General features: G+C 50.1%; 13 protein-coding genes. All 13 read right to left on the bottom strand.

The features are described 5' to 3' along the window. Nucleotides 1-7,631: non-ribosomal peptide synthetase (locus AR333_RS11720; protein ID WP_156430889.1), on the bottom strand; the 7,631-nt coding region annotated here is incomplete at its 3' end. Between the two features lie 246 nt (nucleotides 7,632-7,877). Continuing rightward, nucleotides 7,878-9,161 (bottom strand): diaminobutyrate--2-oxoglutarate transaminase, encoded by a 1,284-nt coding sequence (gene ectB, locus AR333_RS11715; protein ID WP_068775547.1) that lies wholly within the window; start codon nucleotides 9,159-9,161, stop codon nucleotides 7,878-7,880. A 671-nt stretch (nucleotides 9,162-9,832) separates the two neighbouring features. Then, nucleotides 9,833-10,909 (bottom strand): GIY-YIG nuclease family protein, encoded by a 1,077-nt coding sequence (locus AR333_RS11710; RefSeq protein ID WP_172798843.1) that lies wholly within the window; start codon nucleotides 10,907-10,909, stop codon nucleotides 9,833-9,835. Between the two features lie 149 nt (nucleotides 10,910-11,058). Continuing rightward, nucleotides 11,059-11,850, bottom strand: a complete 792-nt coding sequence (locus tag AR333_RS11705) for a TerC family protein (protein WP_068775546.1) — start codon at nucleotides 11,848-11,850, stop codon at nucleotides 11,059-11,061. Nucleotides 11,851-12,160: 310 nt separating this feature from the next. Beyond that, nucleotides 12,161-12,937, bottom strand: coding sequence for an RNA ligase family protein (locus tag AR333_RS11700; RefSeq protein ID WP_068775545.1), 777 nt, complete (start codon nucleotides 12,935-12,937; stop codon nucleotides 12,161-12,163). A gap of 199 nt (nucleotides 12,938-13,136) precedes the next feature. Continuing rightward, the gene (locus tag AR333_RS11695; protein WP_068775544.1) at nucleotides 13,137-13,469 is read right to left on the bottom strand and encodes a hypothetical protein; all 333 of its coding nucleotides are present in this window, start codon (nucleotides 13,467-13,469) and stop codon (nucleotides 13,137-13,139) included. A 344-nt stretch (nucleotides 13,470-13,813) separates the two neighbouring features. After that, nucleotides 13,814-14,656 carry a carbohydrate ABC transporter permease gene (locus AR333_RS11690; protein WP_068775543.1) on the bottom strand — a complete coding sequence of 281 codons (843 nt, stop codon included), beginning with the start codon at nucleotides 14,654-14,656 and terminating at the stop codon, nucleotides 13,814-13,816. 10 nt (nucleotides 14,657-14,666) lie between these two features. After that, on the bottom strand, nucleotides 14,667-15,542 hold the full coding sequence (locus tag AR333_RS11685; RefSeq protein WP_068775542.1) for a carbohydrate ABC transporter permease: 876 nt from the start codon (nucleotides 15,540-15,542) through the stop codon (nucleotides 14,667-14,669). Between the two features lie 83 nt (nucleotides 15,543-15,625). Next, a complete protein-coding gene (locus tag AR333_RS11680) occupies nucleotides 15,626-17,032 on the bottom strand; it encodes an ABC transporter substrate-binding protein (RefSeq protein ID WP_068775541.1) in 1,407 nt (468 codons plus the stop codon). Nucleotides 17,033-17,113: 81 nt separating this feature from the next. Beyond that, complete coding sequence (locus AR333_RS11675) at nucleotides 17,114-17,584, bottom strand: YhcH/YjgK/YiaL family protein (RefSeq protein ID WP_068775540.1); 471 nt, start codon at nucleotides 17,582-17,584, stop codon at nucleotides 17,114-17,116. A gap of 5 nt (nucleotides 17,585-17,589) precedes the next feature. Further along, nucleotides 17,590-18,579, bottom strand: a complete 990-nt coding sequence (locus AR333_RS11670; protein ID WP_068775539.1) for an ROK family protein — start codon at nucleotides 18,577-18,579, stop codon at nucleotides 17,590-17,592. A gap of 14 nt (nucleotides 18,580-18,593) precedes the next feature. Next, nucleotides 18,594-19,286 carry an N-acetylmannosamine-6-phosphate 2-epimerase gene (locus AR333_RS11665; protein ID WP_068775538.1) on the bottom strand — a complete coding sequence of 231 codons (693 nt, stop codon included), beginning with the start codon at nucleotides 19,284-19,286 and terminating at the stop codon, nucleotides 18,594-18,596. A gap of 13 nt (nucleotides 19,287-19,299) precedes the next feature. Beyond that, the gene (locus AR333_RS11660; protein WP_068775537.1) at nucleotides 19,300-20,217 is read right to left on the bottom strand and encodes a dihydrodipicolinate synthase family protein; all 918 of its coding nucleotides are present in this window, start codon (nucleotides 20,215-20,217) and stop codon (nucleotides 19,300-19,302) included. Between the last annotated feature and the right edge of the window lie 322 nt (nucleotides 20,218-20,539).

The following is a 20,539-nucleotide window of genomic DNA, read 5'->3' as shown; positions in this document are numbered from 1 at the left end:
CCGTTCGGCGTCAGCGGCAGATGCTCCAGCTGCACGAAGTACGACGGAATCATGTAACCCGGCAGTTCCCGGGCAAGTAGGCTTCTCAGCTCGCTCGCGGGAAGCTCCCCGCCTCCGGCAGCGGTGAAATAAGCGCACAGCGCTTTCTGGCCGCTCTCATCCTCCCGGATGGTCACAACGGCTTCGCGAACCGCTTCTATCTTCAGAATCTGCGACTCCACTTCGCCGATCTCGATCCTATACCCGCGGATTTTGGCCTGGTGGTCGATCCGGCCGATGAAATCCACGTTGCCGTCTGCCATCCAGCGCGCCAAATCGCCTGTGCGGTACAGCCGCTCTCCGGTGACGAACGGGCTGTCTGCGAACTTCTCCGCGTTCAGCTCGGGACGGTTCAAGTACCCGCGGGCCACGCCCGGTCCGCCGATGCAGAGCTCACCGAGTACGCCGACCGGTACCGGGTTCAAATGCGTATCCACGATGTAGAAGCGGGCGTTCAGCCGCGCTTTGCCGACCGGCACGCTGCCCTTCTCCGGCAGGAGTGCAAGCGGCTCATCGTAGTAGCTCGAATCGATCGCCGCTTCGGTTACGCCGTAGCTGTTGATGATTCTAAACTGTGAGCCGTAACGCTCCTGCAGCAGCCGGTAATCTCCCACGCTGCAGCTGTCGGAGCTCGTGATCAGCAGCTCCATAGAACTCATATCCAGCCCGTTTTCGGCAACATAGTCCATGAACGGTACGATTAGCGCCGGAGTCGATTCGAACACGGTAATCCCGCAGTCGCAAATCCAGCCGTGCAGACGGGCCGGGTCGATGCGGTCGTCCTTCGGACAGATCACCATCGTTCCGCCGTTATACAGCGTGCGCGCGATGTCCCCGACGAAAACGTCGAAGGAGAAGCTTGCCAGCTGAAGCAGCCGGACCGGGAACCGGTCCAGGCGGTACTCGCGGCGGTAAGCCGCTGCCGTGTTGACGAGGCTGCGGTGCTCGATCATGACGCCTTTGGGGCGTCCCGTGGTGCCTGACGTGTAGATCACGTAGGCCAGATCTTCCATGCGCGCTGCGCTGTCATTATCGCCAGCTGCATCCACACCAGCTGCGCTGTACGCTTCATTCACGCCAGCAGCATCCGTACCGGCCGCGTTGTTCGCTGCACTCACTCCAGCAGCATTCACTCCAGCTGCGCTGTACGTTGCATCCACACCCGCAACATCTACGCCAGCTGCGCTGTACAATTCCTCGTCGTCCAGGCACAGCACGCTTTGCAGCGGCAGCGCCACTCCTTCGTCCAGCCAGGCCCGGGTGCGCTCCAGCAGATGGCTCTGCGTCAGCAGCACGGATGCGCCGCTGTCCTCCAGCATGAACCGGATGCGGTCCTGCGGATAGTCGGGGTCAATCGGCACGTATGCGCCTCCGGCTTTCCACACCGCCAGGACGCCGACCAGCAGCTCCACGGAACGATCGGCCAAGATGCCGACGATGCTTTCGCGGCCGATGCCGCCCGCCCGAAGTGCTGCGGCCAGGCGACTGGCCCTTTCGTTCAGCTCGCCATACGTCAGCTGCGTATTTTCATACACAACCGCCGCTTGCGCAGGCGTAAGTGCGGCCTGTTCTTCGAACAACCGGTGAAGCGGCTTCTCGGGCACAGTTTCTATGTTCGAATCGTTAAACCCGGCCGTAATTTGTTCTTTCTCGGCTGCTGTGAGCAGTTCCAGCTTGTCCACACGGATGTTCGGATTAGCTGCGACCTGCTCAATTATTCTGGAGAAATGTCCGTAAATCTGGCGAATTCCCGCTTCATCAAATGCAAGCTCATTGTAACTGAAACGCAGCAGCATACGATCATCCGGGATCACTGTAATGTTAAAATCGTAGTTCGTTTGCTCCGGCGCATGAACGCTTGAAATAGCCAGCGCTTCTTTGCCCCCGCCCACCAGTTGTTCGATTCTCTGCTCTGCCGGATAGTTCTCGAACACCATAATATGGTGGATCAGATCCCGCTTCTGCTCGCTTAAAGCCTGAATCTCATAGAGCGGATACGTATCATAAGCCCCCGCAGCCAGTGCTTGATCTTGAGTTCTCCTCATCACATCCGCAAAAGTATCCCCTGCTTGGCTTTGAATGCGTACCGGAATCGTATTGATGAACAGTCCGATCATGCTTTCTACGCCTTGGATGTCCGCCGGACGGCCCGATACGACGCAGCCGAATACGACATCCGCAGAGTTGTTGTAGGTTTGCAGCATAAGACCCCAGGCCGTTTGAATCAGCGTATTGATGGTGACATGATTTTGCCTCGCTGCCCGCTCAACCCGTTCACTCAGCTCCCGGCTCAGTTCAAAATCCAAATCAATGGATATATAGCTGTCCGTTTTGTACGCCTGCTTTTCTTGAGGCAGCCTTGTCTGCTGCTCGCATCCGGCCAGGTAATGACTCCAAAAGTTCGCTGCTTCATCCAAGTCCTGCTTATCCAGCCATTCGATATACGAGCCAAACGGCGTTACGGGAGCAAGCTCGGGCTGCCGGTTTTCATGGAACGCGAAGTAGCTGTCGAACACTTCCTGGATCATGAAGAACATGCACCAGCCGTCCATCAGAATATGATGGTGACTCCATATGAAGTGGAACGTCCGGGCTCCGGTACGCAGAATCGACACCCGCATTAGTGAATCATGGGCAAGATTGAACCCTCTGGCCTTATCTAAGCTAGTAAACTCGGCGGCATACTTAACCCGATCCGGCTCTGACAGCCCGCTCACATCTTCGTAATAAAACTCGCAGCTGCGCTTGCGAAACACGACCTGAACCGGTTCATCTTTCCAGCCGCTTATAAAATTAGTGCGCAGCGCTTCGTGCCGCTCAACCAGTAAGTCCAAGCTTTTCGAGAAAGCTCCGGCATCGAAACTTCCTTCCAGATCGAATGTGACCTGTTCGAAGTAAGCCCCCGATTGCGCGTCCATGAGGTTGTGGAACAACATCCCCTTCTGCATCGGAGTGAGCGTATAGACATTCTCCAGCTCGCCGGCCGATTCGGTTAACTGCGTCAACTGCTCGAGTTCTCCCACAGTCAGCCCCTTGAGGAGGACATCGCTTGGTGTCAGCTCCGGCCGTTCTACAGCCATGCAGTGGGCAATCACTTCTCTCAGGGCAGACTGGAGAAGTCCGCCCAAACGTTCTACCGTTTCCCGCTTGAACTGGGTTGTTCCATACCGGATTGTCAGCTCAAGCACGCCTTCCGCAACCAATCCGTTAATATCCAGGACAAAATCCATGGCGTTGTTCCCGCTGACATCGGAACCGGCGGAGTATGAAGAAGGTGCCAGCCCGCTATTCTCGTAGTCCTGATCAAACTGCCCCAAATAGTTAAAGCTGATTTCAGGTTCTGCAGCAAAGCGATCGGTCTCTCGGGAGGAAGATAAATATCTCAAAATGCCGTAGCCGATTCCTTTATTCGGGATACTGCGCAGCCCTTCCTTGATCCCCTTGATCTGCTGAGAAAAAGTATTAGTTGTGCCGTTCTCCAGAACCACCGGAAATTGGCTCGTGAACCATCCTACCGTCCGTGTTATATCGACATCCGGTATAATATCTTCACGTCCGTGTCCTTCCAGATTCACAAGTACCCGCCCCAAGCCGCACCATGCGTTCACGGCCATACCCAGGGCGGTAAGGAGCAGATCATTCATTTCCGTGTTGTAGGCCCGGTGCGCCTTTTTCAATAGCTGTTTCGTTTCCTCCGCCGTCCATCTTACCGTTATAACATCGCTGTCTTGAAGAAGCGCTCGGTCCCCTTCGTAATCCTTAGGCAGCAGACTTTGCACGCACTGCTCGATCCCACGCCAGTATGCCCGTTCGTTGTCCACAGCTGAACTGTCCGCGTAACGGGATAACTGCTCGGCCCAAGTCCGGAACGAGTCCGTTTTGTGAGGAAAACGGATTTCTTGACCGCTGAGGGCCTGCTCGTAGCCAGAGGCAAGATCCTCAAAAAGAATACGCCAGGACACACCGTCAACGACCAGATGATGAATGGCGATCAGCAGATGATCTCCATCTATGCATCGGAACAGACCCAATTTCACCAAAGGACCGCTGGCGAGATCGATGCTTCCCTGGATTTCGCTTGCCTTCGCTTCGATGGCCGCACCGCAGTTTTCTGTTCCCCGGAAGTCCACGACTTCCATAGTGTACAGCTCTCCTTCTCCGGCACTGCGGTTCCAGGCTTCAATCCCCCCGTCTGCAGCTGGGCGGTATACGGTACGCAGCGCATCATGATGCTCTACGATCTTCGTCATCGCTTGGCGCAGCGCCTCTTCGTCGAAGCCCTGCTTGCGGACCTGCATGAAAGCTTGATTGCTATGGTGCAGATCAGCCGGATTCTGTTCGAAGAACCACCGCTGAATCGGCGTGAGTGTCACGCCGCCCGTCACTTCTTCCTGGCTCGCCGTTCTGCCCGCCGTCTGAAGATGCGGACTGAGCGCTGCAATCGTCGGATGATGAAATAAATCCTTCATCACCAGCTTATAGCCGGTCTGAAGAAGCCTCGAAGAAACCTGCAGTGCTTTAATCGAGTCGCCTCCGAGGGAGAAGAAATTATCGAGTATGCCGACTCTCTCAACACCGAGAACAGATTGCCATACCGAGGCCAGTGTCTGCTCTGCAGGTGTACGGGGAGCCGCATATTTCACTCCCGCTTGTACGCTTCCTTCGGGTTCAGGCAGCGCTTTGCGGTCGACTTTCCCGTTGGGCGTAAGAGGCAGCCGCTCCAGGCGCATCAGACGCGAGGGCACCATATGGGACGGCAGCGCTTGCTCCAGATAAGCCTGTAGTTCTTCCAGGCTCAGGTCTGAAGACGCAGCCGCATATCCGCATAAATATTTTTGCCCGCGTTCATCGGTCCGGTCGGTCACGACGGCTTGGCGAACCCCGCCGTGTCGCAGCATTGCCGACTCAATCTCGCCCAGCTCAATCCGGTATCCCCGGATTTTCACTTGATAATCGATCCGGCCGATGAAATCCACGCTGCCGTCTTCCATCCAGCGCGCCAGATCGCCCGAACGGTATAGCCGTTCACCGGGAACGAACGGATTGTCCGCGAACTTCTCTTCATTCAGTTCGGGACGGTTTAAGTACCCCCGGGCTACTCCTGGTCCCCCGATACATAGCTCGCCGAGCACGCCAACCGGTACCGGATTCATATGGGAGTCCACGATATAGAACCGCGCGTTCAGCCAAGCCTTGCCGATCGGCACGTTCCCGGCCTCCGGCAGCTTAGCCAGAGGCTCGTCGTAGAAGCTCGAATCGATGGCCGCTTCCGTCACACCATAGCTGTTAATGATTCTGAACTGCGAGCCGTAACGCTCTTGCAGCAGCCGGTAATCCGCCACACTGCAGCTGTCGGAGCTCGTGATGAGCAGCTTCATGGAGCTCATATCCAGACCCTGCTCCGCTGCATGCTCCATGAACGGTATGATCAGCGCCGGAGTCGATTCGAAGACATTGATCCCGCAGTCGCGAATCCAGCCGTACAACCTGGAAGGATCAATTCGGTCGTCTTTGGGACATATCACCATCGTCCCGCCGTTATACAGCGTTCTTGCGATATCACCGACGAATACGTCGAAAGAAAAGCTCGCCAGCTGAAGCAGCCTTACAGGGAATTGATCCAGCCGGTATTCACGCCGGTAAGCCTCTGCCGTATTCATCAGGCTGCGATGCTCGATCATAACGCCTTTGGGACGTCCCGTCGTCCCCGATGTATAGATCACATAAGCAAGATCATGCGGCTTACTCCCTACCATCTCGCTTGCGTCTGCCGCGCCTTCATCAGAAGCGCCCGCTCCCGGCTCACTGTACGACTTCTCGTCATCGAGACAAAACACGCTTTGCAGCGGCAGCCCATCTTCCAGCCATTCTTTGGTGCGCTCCTTCAGATGGTTTTGCGTCAGAAGTACCGATGCTGAGCTGTCCTCCAGCATGAAACGGATGCGGTCCGCCGGATAATCCGGGTCGAGAGGCACATAGGCTCCTCCCGATTTCCATACCGCCAAGACGCCGACAAGCAAGTCTACGGACCGGTCAGCCAGAATTCCAACCAGCCGTCCGGGCTCAACGCCTTGAACCCGCAAGGTGCGCGCCAGACGATCAGCCCGATCATTAAGTTCCCTGTACGACAATTGATTGCCTTCGTATCTTACCGCGACTGTTTCGGGCGAACGCGCCGCCTGCTCCTCGAAAAAACGGTGGAATGTCTTTTCCAGCGGGATATCCGGAAGCTCAGGATTGAACTCAGTTAGAATTCTACTTTTCTCTTCTTCACTGAGCATAGACAACTCGCTCACTGTCTTGTGAGGATCCTGCATAATCTGCTCGATAATCGCAACCAGTTGTCCGGCAATCCGTAAAATTTCATTTTCCTCAAATAGTTGAACCCGGTAATCGATGTTCAGATCAATACGCCCGTCATCGATTAAGTCCACAACGTGTATAGCAAAATCCCCAACTTCATTACCGCAAAAAGAGCTGTTTTGCAGAACGCTGAGGTTATCGTAATGGGACCAGCTTAGCGGCAAATATTCAATATCTACACGGAATAACTCCTGGATATCCAACTGTTTGTTTTGTTTTCTTAAATCCTGAATGAGCTGATTGTACGGATATTTCTGATGGCGCAAGTTAGACTTCTGTTCTTTGGATACATGCTGAAGAAATGAGGCTGCACTTTGATCCGGATCAAGCTGCATGCGCGTCGCTACCGTACTCACAAACATACCAAGCGTATCTTTTTCTTGCTTGGACGTCCGGTTTGCATAGATCGTCCCAACCGTAAGGTCTTGATTGCCGGTTACTTTATGGAGAAGAATGTAAAGAGACGCTAGAAACAACGTAAACAGGCTCACTTTATACTGCTCACTAAAATCTCTCAACTTCTCATACTGTTTGCCGGCAATAGGAAGGTTTGCTCTCTTGGCTTCCGTGCTTAATGCGTAGGGGGTATTGGGTTTTATGGCCGTAATTTCGGTGAAGGATTCGAACTTCTCCAGCCAGTAAGCCTTGTCTTTCTGGTAACGTTCTGATCTTTCGTATTCCTGCTCCGCATAGATATAATCCAAATAAGTGCTTTTCGCTTTAGTGTCCGGCTGGGCTTCATTCATCACATCCATGTAATTTTGCATGACGGCATTGACAATCAGATGCGAGGCTACACCGTCTGCAATAATATGATTGATTTTCAAATGAAACCAAAATTCTTCGTTGTTGATGTTAAACAAATAGAAATGATACATTTTCTCATCGAAAATGCTTATCGGGATTTTATTCACACGCTCCAACCATTCCTTAGCTTCCTGAGCGCTCCCCATTTCCAGATACTCGCATTCCGGCTTAATATTCGATTCCTCTTCAAACCATTGTGCCGGCTGATCGTCACCGGATGAAGCTATCCGGATACGGAAAGCATCGTGTTCTTGTACGACTTTATAAATGGACCGCAGCAAAACATCGGTATGAACATGCCCCCGTATGAACATGGTTCCCGCTATGGCTCCAACGTTCGTATTCGGGTACATCATTTCCATACTCCATATTCTTCGCTGTGCCTGAGTTAAAGGAAATATTTGGTTCGTTTTCTCGCTCACATCGACACTCTCCCGGCATAGAGATTGGTAAATTAAGCACACAGCCTGAATAGCGGAACATTAAAAAACGGCACCCGTTTCTCCAACTCCCGTTATACGAAGCCGTTCTATCTATCAGCATGATTGACATGAGATAGAGAAGCGCACATCGGCGAACAACCGGAAATCCGTTTATAGACGGATTTCCGTCAACATCGCCCGCCCCTCTGATTTGTAAGGTTTAGTCCGTGAATCGGCCAGACAAGATTAGACCAGTTCCGGCTGAAGTACAGCTGCCGGCGTACAGCATTCCGTCACCGCCTGCTTGAGAATAGCACAGCCCGCCGCCAGTTCCTCCATCGGAATCGTCAGAGCCGGCATTAGCTTGACGACCGCATCACGGCGTCCTGCCCGCTCCACGATAAGCCCGAGTTCATAGCATCGCGAGGCAATCGCCTTGGATAGGTGTTCATCTTCACAGGCGGACACATCGATCCCCCAGATGAGCCCTATACCGCGTACTGAAAGACGCGGGTCAATCGGCAGGATCTGCTCTCTCAGAAATTGTTCCACATACTGCGCTTTATGCGCAGCAGCTAACTCCAGCCCCGTCTGCTCACGGAATTCGAGAGCTGCCGTCGCCCCGACGAACGCAAGCTGGTTGCCCCGGAATGTGCCGTTGTGTTCCGCAGGCTCCCAGACGTCAAGCTCTGGTTTCAGCAGCAGCAAGGACATCGGCAGCCCATACCCGCTGATAGATTTGGAGAGCACGACAAGATCGGGAACAATGCCCGCCCGTTCGAATGAGAAGAATGCGCCCGCCCGTCCGCACCCGACTTGGATTTCATCGCAAATAAGTAAAATGTCATGACGGTCACACAGCTCACGAAGCTGACGGAGCCACTCGGCAGAAGCCACATTCAGACCTCCCTCCGCCTGTATCGTTTCGAGAATGATCGCAGCCGGTTTCGCGATACCCGCATGATCATCCGTAAGAATCGCCTCCATATAGCCGATGGTATCCAAGCCTTCGATAAATCCGGCGGGATAAGGCATGAACGTAACGTCATGCAGGGGAACGCCTCCCGCTTCCCGGTGATATAAGCTGCTGGTAGCTGCCAGACTGCCAAGCGACATGCCGTGAAAAGCACCGATAAAGGCAAATATTCCCGTCCGGCCTTTGACTTTTCTAGCCAGCTTCAAAGCCGCTTCAACCGCATTGGTGCCGGTCGGTCCGCAGAATTGAACCTTATATTCCAGACCCCGCGGTTTCAGAATCTTGTCCGATAATGTCTGGAGAAACGTATCCTTGGCTAAGGTATACATATCTAAAGCGTGGCTGAGCTGATCGGATTCGAGATAATCGATGAGCCGCCGTTTAATAAACTCGTTGTTATGTCCATAATTCAGCGCTCCGGCGCCCGCAAAAAAATCAAGATAGGCCTTACCGGACTGGGCATACATAACAGAACCTTTGGCTCTTACGAAAACATCCGGAAACGACCGGCAATAAGACCTGACATTGGATTCCAAAGCTTCAAAAGTGTTCATTAATTTATCCCTCCTCATTGTATTAAATCCTATTAACCTTATAGGCAATATAGGAATTACACCCGTAACATGGCGATGTTACCTCTCCCTTCTTATGAGCTCTAGAGCTCAACTCTTCATGGGATATCTTCTCCACGAGAGTAATTTATCGGAATGTATGTTCCTATACACTCCTTAACAACTTACAGAATTCCCCAACAATTACTAATTATATATAAAAGCTAGATAGAACAATATGGTATTTATGAACTATTTTGTGTTGTATAATTAATAATTGGTCAATAAATAGCCGTTTTTGAGAGAATATCAAACCTGTCAACCGAATAAACAGTCTTAGATTCATGAAAAGTAGGGACTTCCCCAGGATTAGTATAGGTATATGGTCCCGTTTCAGGCAGGTACCTTCACCATAACTTAATGTAGAAACGAATTGATTTTAATCGTTTGACAGCCATAAGTGCTTTGAAAAGATCCTTCACAGGAAAAAAACGGGCATTTTCAACGAAAAATACCCTTGTATTTATGGGATTATTATCCCCTTTTATTGGGCAGCAAAAAGATTATTTCCACCCGCTAATTTTGAACAAGATGGTTCCTATTTTGAAGAAAAGAAAGAACCCTACAGTAAAACATAGGGTTCCAAGGATATAAGCTGATCACGCGTCGCAACTTTACCAGCCGCAAAGAAAGCTCTGAAGCGCGTCGTCTAAGTACGCGGGATTGTCGTACTCCAGCCATTCTTGCGGGATAAGCAGATGCTTAACTCCACTGCTTTGAAGGTAACTGTAGATTATCTGGGCCTCATCGATTTCATGACGGCTAACGTCCATGGCTGGCCGGATTTCGTCTTCTCCGAACTTTTCAAGAATCACTTCCTTGATCTTGGCCTTCATCTGTCTCTTGCGTGCTGTAGAAAATTTGCCTCTATAGAGAACCTTGCTGCGCTTGATCAGAAAGAGCTTAAACGTGTCTTCGCTCAACGATTCAACAACCGCAATATTCAAGTTTTCTTCCGTGAATCTCATCACTTTTTCTTTTTTCAGGAGAAAATCCGCTGCCTCTATATAGTCTCTATACTTCACTGCCTTTTCAAATTCACAGTTCTCCGAAGCCGCCAGCATTTTTTGCTTCATTTCTTCATACAGACTCCGGTCCGTTCCTTGAAACAAAGCGATAAAACGATTCATGATCCAATTGTATTCCTCGATTGCATTTCCTCCGAGGCACATTCCAAGACATAATCCCAACGAATGATTTAAGCAGGGACTTTTTACAGGAAGAGAATGATTGCAATATATTTTAAAACAATCCTGAATCCCCCGGACGGCTCCTTCCACTGAACTCTTGCTGGCGGTATATGGCCCAAACTTAAATTGTCCGCCCGGGAGGTCCGGATCATTGGTCACCTGTATGCGCTGCAGTCCTTCTTTTTGACGGATCACGATATAGGTGTAGGCATTCGGATTTTTCATTTTTTTATTATAAAGGGGCTTTATCTCACGAATTAACTTGCACTCCAGTATAAATGCTTCAAACTCCGTATCTGTCGGGATATGCTCAATATCTTTTACATGATGAACAAGCTTCTTGATCTTGGGTGCATGTGCCTTGAAATGATAAAAGTAGGACTGCACTCTCTTTTTAAGATTTTTGGATTTGCCGACATAAAGGATGACGCCGAGAGAATCTTTCATAAGATAGACTCCGGGCACGGCGGGTAAACTGCGTATCTTTTCTTGCAGTTGCAATGAAGGTTCCTCCCTTCTATCAAGTGAAGCAGCGATCAATGTGGATCGATTTACAGACGTGCCTCTATTTAATTGTACATAGACAGCGGCAAAAAGGCACTGACTTCTTGTCAGTGCCTCCCGCATCCAAGCTAATAGATCTCTTCTTCTTACTTCACGCTATCATTAACGACGCCCTCTTTCTCCTCCTTGGACAGGAACCAGCCGGCAACCGCGATTAACACCAGAACGATGTAGAAAGTATACTTCCATGCCGGCAGTTTAGCAAAACCTTCCGGGAGAATGGCAAGCGCCGGATGGGAAAGCGTATAGACCGTCAGTTTGACTCCTACCCATCCTACGATGGCAAAAGCTGCTATCTCAAGTCCGGGCTTACGCTGCAGAAGTTTGACGAAGAACGATGCGGCAAAACGCATAATGATGAGTCCGATCAGACCGCCCGCAAAGATAACGAGAAACTGCCCGCCGTCCATCCCTCCGATAGCGGGAAGTCCGCTTGGTGGCAGTGCCACCGCCAAAGCTACTGCTGCAAGGATAGAATCTACCGCAAAAGCGATATCGGCCAGCTCGACCTTGAAGACGGTCGTCCAGAATGACGATCCCTTCTTAACCGGGATGGCTCCTGTAGATGCCACGTCTTTATCCGCTTTTTTGACAAGCAGCTTACGGAAAATATGATTGAGCGCAATAAAGATTAAATAAACGGCGCCGATGGCCTGTACCTGCCAAACATCCACGAGAAAGGAAATAATAAACAGGGAAAGGAATCGAAACACGAAAGCGCCGGCTAATCCATAGAAAAGGGCTCTTTTTCTCTCTTTCTCGGGCAAGTGCTTCACCATAATTGCCAGCACCAGCGCGTTGTCCGCCGCCAAAAGTCCTTCCAGACCGATCAGCACCAGCAATACCCAGCTGTACTCCATTAAGATTGAAAAGTCCATTCTCCATCCTCCTGCATCTTATATATTGGCCTAACGGATAAACGTGATTCATTGCAAACCGATATTGTGCTCCTTCCCTTGTTGGTCAAAAAAATAAGCAGCCCTTGCCGGGTGCCGGCAAAGGCTGCTTAAACAATAAAAGACCATTGCCGAAAAGGCAAAGGTCTCGCTAACAACGTCTTCAAGCTACGTCGCATACAAAGCCGGAGGCGATTAAGCCACGTAATGACGACTTTGAATGTAAAGCTACTCCCCTTTGAGGGATATGAAATTTAACTAGAATATAGCAAAGAGATTCGAATATGTCAATCTATTTTTGCAAGGTTCTTTCGTAATCTTCGAAACGGATTTTTCTGATGTGCTGCCGATCCGACGTCCGGACAATAATTCCTTCCGATTTGCCGGCAGAATCCATACCTACTTGAGTTTGTTCAAACCGCTTCAGGTAGGCGAATGTTTCTTCCAAAGATTCAGGGAAATCAATCCCTTTACCCCGGGTCAGCAATGGAGCAGCTTGCAGGTCAAATAGCTGAACGAATCTTTGTTTGGCCTCTTCGTTATAAAACGGCTGATGTCCGTGTTCCCGCCACAGTGCAATTTTTTCCTGCGATAGGGAAAGTAAAGAATTAAGCTCATCTTGTCTCAACGAGAACACATCAAAAACGCGATAACCTTGGATTTTAGCGCTTGTATAATTTTTGGCTGCTTTCGTCTTTCCTCCATAAGATTCCTGATAAATTACAGTTAATGCCCAATCATTATGCTCAAAAATAGTTTGGCTGATTGTCTCGGCGAGCGGTTTAAGGAAGTCCGCAATATTCCCATACGGATTCCCGATTCTATCTCCCTTTGCAAATAATAATTCCTCTCTGGAACCAATTAAATAATCAACTTCCCCGTCTGCATTCTTAAACAGAATGATTCTCGAGTTCTCTCCATCCACTTTCTCATAAACAAAAACATCCTCTGAATCCTTGAAGCCTCTTGACTCTGATAGGCCGTCATTCAAACGGCCTCTCTCACCCAATTGATGATATGTAAGAATACTTGGATATTTCGTTAATGAATTTAGTTTCTTAAGATCCATCTCTGTGCAGCCTCCGAGTAATAATTTAGTTGTATCTATTATACTTGAATGTTTGTAAATTTCATCCTGTTATTTGGGATCGGAACTAATGGGAAGCAGTCCGATCGACAAAAAGCATTCCCTATTGATAGATACTCAATAAAGGAATGCTCTACATGATCCGTTGATCATAAATTATCCGTGAGACTGAAATACCCGCTTAGAAATGAATGCTAAAGCTTCCACCCAAATTACCGGTCCATGTTAACTGGTAAGTACCGTAAGGCAGATTGGAAAAAGTTCCGTTAAGTGATTCAACGACTACAGTGTTCCCGGGAGGCGCCGAGTAATAGGCTGAATAGACCGTTCTTCCGCTGGTTATTTCTTTAAGAATCAAATCTCCGCCATGATAATTCGCAACACTGCCCGTTACAATTAGATCGCCTTGTCCTTGTGCGGTATTAGAGGACACTGCAGCAGATGCGGTTAAGGGAATGATTGCGAGCAGCAGCATACAAAGCATAGCCGTTACCATCGTTCTTTTCATTTTCACTTAAATCCATCCCTTTCAACTCGTTAATTAGGGGGAGTCGTGTCTATAAAGAGTGAATGCTGGCCAGCTATTCTATGCTTTAACCCTCTACCAAAAATACCATATTGATGAATATATGGCAATATAAGTTTTATTATTCTGATACAGTTATGTCATGTTACCTTATCAGAATTATGCTAATAGAAGCTGCCGCTAAGCAAACGTACGGTAACGTCCACCTATGCCGGTTACCAGGATCGTTTCTTTGTTTGCGCGCAGCTTCCCGTCTTGATAACATCGCCGGAAGACGTTCCGTCTCACACAAATAGAACTGCCGGAAGTTATCCGGCAGTTCTATTGGCATGCTATTCTTTAACGGCACCAATCGATATGCCGCGAGTGAAGTATTGCTGGAACAGGATGAAGATCAGAAGCATAGGGATTGCTGCAACCGTTGCTCCCGCCATTTTGTAGGCAAAGTTCGGGTTGAGATCCTGCATCAGAGTCGCGATTCCGACCATGAGCGTCTTCATTTCCTTATCTTGTCCGATAACGAGCTGCCACAAGTAGTCGTTCCAAACTTGTACGAAGTTGAGAATGAACAGGGCGCCGATACCCGGTTTAACGATCGGAAGCATAATCTGGAGGAAGGTTCTGACTTCCCCCGCCCCGTCAATCCTGGAAGCTTCCCTCAGTGCATCCGGCGCGGAATCAAAGAATCCTTTGAGCAGGAACACACCGAAGGCCGTGGCAACGTTAGGCCAAATCATCCCGAACAAATTGTTCACGAGACCGAGATCCTGGGAGATGCGGAACAACGGGACAATCATGACTTCTTTGGGAACCATCATACTGGAAATAAAAACAATGAAGAGTACATTCTTACCGGTAAACCTCAACTTGGAGAATGCGTACGCCGCCATTGCACTGAACACGACGACGAGAATCGTGGAGACCCCTGCGACAAACAAACTGTTGAACGTCCAGCGCAGAGCCGGCTGGCTTTGGAACACCTCGACATAGTTCGAGAACGTTATACTGGAAGGCCACCAGTCCGGCGGCATTTTCAGTACATCGGAACTATTCTTAAGTGAACTTGTAAATAACCAATAAAGAGGGAACAGGTTTAGGATCGCGAAGAAAATGACGATTGCATTCGCACCCACATCGAACTTTTCCCGCTTTTTCCTGGATTTAAGTAGCTGCATGTTTGATCCCTCACTTATCCTTGAACATCGCTCTCAACTGAGGAACGGACAGTAACAAAGTGATGATGAACATAATGACCCCTACGGCAGAAGCGACACCGATCTGGTTATACTTGAACGCATTGTTGTAGAGGTAGTACATCATGGTTACCGAGGCATTGTTCGGCCCTCCGCCGGTTAACAGTTGAATGACGACGAAAATTTTCAATACCGCAATAATGTTGATAATCAGAATATAGATGGTTGTAGGCTTAACAAGTGGAATCAGAATTTTGAAAATAACATCCAGCCGGCTTGCGCCGTCAACTTCTGCCGCTTCAAACAGATCTTTCGGAACACCGATCATGGCAGCAATATAGAGGATAATAGCCTGACCCACGTTGGTCGCAAAAGTAACGAAGATGATCACCGGCAGTACGGTCGTTTTGTTCCCCAGCAAGTTGACTGTACTGAATTCCATTTCTCGGGCAAAGTAGGAAATAAGCCCGTTGGCCGGATTAAGCAGAAAACTCCATACCATACTCATAACAACCATGGAGACCATAACCGGAATGTAATAGCTTCCACGTATAAACGAAACGTACTTTGCATTCTTATCGAAAACAGATGACGCCACGAACAAGGAAAAACCTACGGTCAAGATGACAATGAAGACGACAAAGATAACCGTGTTAAAAATGGATTTATAAAATACGGGATCCTGAAATAACATTACATAGTTATCCAGACCGACAAAAGTTTCGTTCTGATAATCGACCCGGTACAGGCTCAGCCGAATCCCTTCCAGGATCGGATACACAATAAATAGAAGAAAGAGAAGGAACTGAGGCAGAATAAACAGATAGCCCGTTAAATTTTCTCTCCACTGTCGTTGGCGTAGTTTCATGGATACCTTTACCTTTCTTATTCGGCCTCCTGAGACCGCAGCCGGTCTCAGGCACCGAATCATTTTGTCGGCTTAGGCGAAAGTTATTTTTTATAAACGGTTGAACTTTCTTTCGCCTTTTGAATCACCGCATTGCCCTTGCTCTGATAGTCTTTCACGGCTTGTGCAGGCGTCTTCTCACCGATGTACATAGCTTGAAGCTCCGGATAAAGCTGTTGACGCAGTTGGCTGTATCCCGGTACGTTGCCCGTGAAGTTAAACAAGTACTTAGAGTTGGCGTCATAAGCGGCAAAGAGCGGGAATTGATCTTTCAGCTCAGATGCTACAGAACTTCTGACCGGAATACTGTTCTTGGAAGCTTTCACAAGCTCAGGATCGGTCGAGTAGAACTTGACAAATTCTTTAGCAACCTCTGTTCTCTTCTCGTCACCTGTGTTGAATACGTTGGAACCGACTACATAAGTGAAGGACAGCGGGTCGCCGCTTTCAGATGGAATGTTGGCCAGACGGAGATCGAATTTAGGCGCTTTTCCGCTCTGCATATCCATCTTGGCATTGTTGAATAAGACCGCATTGGTGAAGCTGATTCCGAGTTTCTGGTTCTGGAACATCGCGTTAGCATCATTAGAAGATACGGATTCGGCGCCCGGGTTGGTATAACCAGCCTTGTAAATTTTCTGGAGCCATTCCGCTGCTTTAACACCGCTCGCATCATCCGTTACCAGATTGCCTTGATCATTGAAGAATTTGTTGCCGAACATACGCAGGTAAGCAAGATTCCAAGTGTCCCCCTGGTTGTTCAAAGCATACAGCGCCATTGGCTTGGCATTCGGATACTTATCCTTTGGAAGTTTGGTTTTGAGTCCTTCCAAAATTTGCTCGTATTCGCTGAGTGTCCAAGTTTTGATTTCTTTCTCTCCACCGACAAAGCTCTCAAGTCCGGCCGCTTTAAACATATCCGCGTTATAAGCCAGTGTACCCGGGTTGTGGGAGAACGGGTAGAAGTAGATGTTCTCTCCGAACGTTACGTTGTCCCAGTAGCTTTGAGGAATATCCTTCTTCGCTTTGTCGTCGACAATGTCATTCAGCGGCACTAGAGCTCCGCGGTGAGCATAGTCTCCCATAGCGAAGACACTTTCAAAGAAAATATCCGGCGGGGTTCCGCCATTCAGATTGACGTTCAGCAGCTCATCGCGCTGATCGCCTGCAACCACCTGAACTTTTACTTTTACGTTGTATTTATCGTACTGCTTGGCGAATTTTTCAGCGGCATATTTGAAGAATGAATCATTATCCGCATTTTGTTCAGTAGCGTCGAATACGCCCTTCCATTGAGGAGTTAACCACAAGGAAATTTCAACATTTTCTTTGCCGTTAGCTCCCGTACCTCCACTCCCGCCAGATGCGGAATCTTTACTGCTGCAACCGGCAGCAACCGTGAGAACCATAACCGATGCCATCATCACGGACAGCAAACGTTTCTTGAACATGGATAGAACCCCCTTAAGATAGTGAGCCATTTCATTTTATACATTTCAGCTGGTGAAGCGGCTGTGAAGCCCATTTGCAAATCAGAATAAATCCTTATTAATTTTGACAACAACCTTCCGCACTTGCGCCGCGGAGCCTTCTGTCAGCAGAGGCCGGTGAATGTCCTCCGGGAACAGGACGACATACATGCCGGGTGTAACCCTAATGTCCATCTCTCCGTCCATCTCACCAAAGAGAGCCGTATCATGCTCCGGATTGTAAGGCTCTGCCGGAGTCAGATCGTCCTGCTGGATACACCAGCCGATCGTTTCCTCCCCTTCCAGCAGATAATGGATGTCGAAGAACTGCTCATGCTTCTCGGCAGGCTGCTCGTCGCGGTGACGGGTAACCGGCTCCATGAGTCTGGCGAACATTTCTTCCCCCTGAATCGGGTATTGTCCCGCCTCGAGCCGGGTGAAATCTGTCGCCAGCAAATAATCAAGCGCTTTCTTTAACACCGGGTGGGCAAATGCCCGCTCCGACTCCCAATTGCAGCTGTGTCCAATGATCATCGCTCTTATCCTTCCCTAGCTTCTGGCGAATTTTGCATGGGCTCCCAAAGCTGCAGAGCGGCACCTATCATTCCGCTCCAGTTACCCTGATGAGCCTGTACAATTTGTACATTCTCCATAAAGGACGCCATGCACCGTCTGGCCGTTTCTTCGCGGACCCGCGTAAAGAAAGATTCTCCCGCTTCGGCTACACCGCCGCCTATAACCACGACTTCCGGATTAAAAGTATGGATTAGCGAGGAAAGAGCGGCTCCCAGTGCAGCGAACGTTTCTTCCATTACTGCTGTCGCTTCGGAGTCCCCTGCTTGCCAGCGTGTGAACACTTCCCTGGAATCGACCGGCGAGCCGGCTTCCAATCCGAGTGCCTGCAGCCGAGTCTGCATCCGCTTGGCAATGCCGGTGCCTGAAGCGTACTGTTCCAGGCATCCTACACCGCCGCATACGCAGGGCAAGCCCCGGAAATCGACCGACATATGGCCGAGTTCACCGGCACCGCCCCAACTGCCGTGCAGAAGCTTGCCTTCCGCGAGGACCGCGCCGCCGACGCCCGTACCGAGAGCCAGACACAGCATGTGCTGTGCTCCCTGTCCTGCTCCGATCGTCTTCTCTGTCAGAACGAGAACGTTTACATCATTGTCTACACGGACCGGAAGTCCAAAATGCTCTTCGACCAGCCGCTTGAGAGGAACTCCGGTATATCCGGGAAGCAGATCGGAAGCAAAACGAATGCTTCCGTCCGACCGGTCAACCTGTCCGGCAGTGCCGATTCCGATACCCTGAAGCGGATAATGTTCGCCTGAAGCATCTGCTTCCGCCTGAAGCTTCTCGATAGCCGTAACAATCCGGCTGAACACTTCTTCTTCACCGGCAAGGGTAGGAACACCGACTGAGCGGATCACTTCTCCCTGCCTCCCCACGATTCCCGCGTGGATCTTAGTACCGCCTACGTCTACTCCTATGGCAAACTCCTGAAGCGGATTAGGTTTCCCCTCCATTTTTTCGCCCTCCTTTAGCCGACGACTTTCTGAACTGCTTCCACATAACGGGCCGTTATAAGCTGCGGCCTAGTGATGGCGCTGCCTACCACGACGTAAGTCGCACCCGCTTCAAGAGCCTGAGCGGCTTCTTGCGGTGTCCAGATGCGCCCTTCGGCTACCACCGGAACCTGGACGGCCTCGCTAAGTCTGCGGATGAGTTCAAAATCCGGACCCGCAAGCTGTGTGCTGTAAGGCGTATACCCCGATAGAGTTGTACCGATGAAATCAGCGCCAAGTTTCTCTGCCGCGATTCCTTCCTCGAAAGTGGATACATCGGCCATAACTGCCGCCCCGGCCAGATGCGCATATTCGATCAGGAGAGCCGCCTGCGCAAGCCGGTCTTCGCGATCGGTTATATCGAGCGCCACAATTTCTGCGCCCGCTTCGATAATCGCTTTGACTTCGTCAAGTGTCGGAGTAATGAAGACATCCGAGCCCGGGATATCCCGCTTAATCAAACCGATCACGGGCAGATCTACCGATTCTTTGATTGCGAGAATATCTGCCACACCGTTCGTGCGGATGCCGATTGCTCCGGACTGAAGCGCCGCTTTGGCCATCTTGGCCATAGCGTCACCTCCGTGCAAAGGTTCATCTGGGAGGGCCTGACAGGAAACGATTAGACCCCGCTTGCGGAAAATCCGTTCATTTTGTTGTTTGGACATGATGTTCGTCTCCTTATGCCTGGGCTTCTGCAATATATCCCATCAGCTTCTCATGCAGTGCATTCACGGCATCCTGGTTCTGCTCCGTAACCGGCAGCAGCGGAAGCCGCGGCTCACCGATTTCCAGCCCGCGAAGTTTCAAGAGGGCTTTGCAGCCGCCATACAGGGAAGGGAATTTAAGCAGCGCTGTAATGACCTCGTTGATCTTATACTGCCACTCACGAGCTTCTTCGAATTTATTGTCTTTTATGCATTGTTCCAGTTTCAGGAAGAGCTCCGGCATTACGCCGTAGGTGCCGCCGATTCCTCCGTCCGCTCCTACACTGCGTCCTGCCAGATACTGTTCATCCGGTCCGTTCAGAACGAGGAAATCAGAGCCTCCCGCTTCCTTAAACTGTTGAAGTTCATACGTGCTCTCCGAGGAGATTTTCACTCCGATCACATTCTCATGGGCCGCTAGTTTCTTCAGCATGTCCGTAGAGAGATGGAAACCGGTCAGTTGCGGGATATGATAGATGATGAATGGCAGCGATGTGCTGTCAATCATCGCTCTCCAGTGGCGCTCTACACTGTCCGGCGACAGCCTGTAGTAGATGGAAGGGACTGCCGATACCGCGTCTGCCCCTACAGACTCAGCATGGATAGCCAGCTCAACGCTTTCCCGGGTAGAAGGTGCACCGACATGGGCAATGATGGTCATGTCTCCGCCAACTTCTTGCATAACGGCTTCAAGCACAAGCTTGCGTTCGGCAGTAGACTGAAGCATGCCTTCTCCGCTGCTTCCCCCCACGTATAAGCCCTTTACACCGGCGTTCTTATAAAAACGGGCCAGTTCGCGCACAGCTGCCGGATTAATATCTCCTTTGTTATCATAGCAGCCGTAAAAAGCTACAATGACACCTCTGAATTTATCCAAATCATGTTTTCCCATTTCCTGCGCTCCCCTTCTGTTTATCACTAGGTTGTTAGTCGTTATTCTCAGTCGTTGTTGAAAGTGCTTACAAGTGATTATATCCCTAGCCTTCGCTTGGCGACAGGAACGGAATTTGGCATTTTATTCACAATGTTATGATAGCGGTTACATGTTCATCATTTCATGCTCAACTGTTCACAATTTTACGATTTCCGTGCAAATAAAAAAGCCGGCATCGGAAAGGGACTGACCCCTGTTTGTGAGACAGGGATCAAAACACCTTTCAAGTTATGCAGCCAGTCGTCGGAATTCAAGCGGCGACTGGTTATTTAGTTTCGTT

Source organism: Paenibacillus sp. FJAT-26967, assembly GCF_001541095.1.
Lineage (GTDB): Bacteria > Bacillota > Bacilli > Paenibacillales > NBRC-103111 > Paenibacillus_F.
This window is presented reverse-complemented; position numbering and strand designations above follow the sequence as displayed.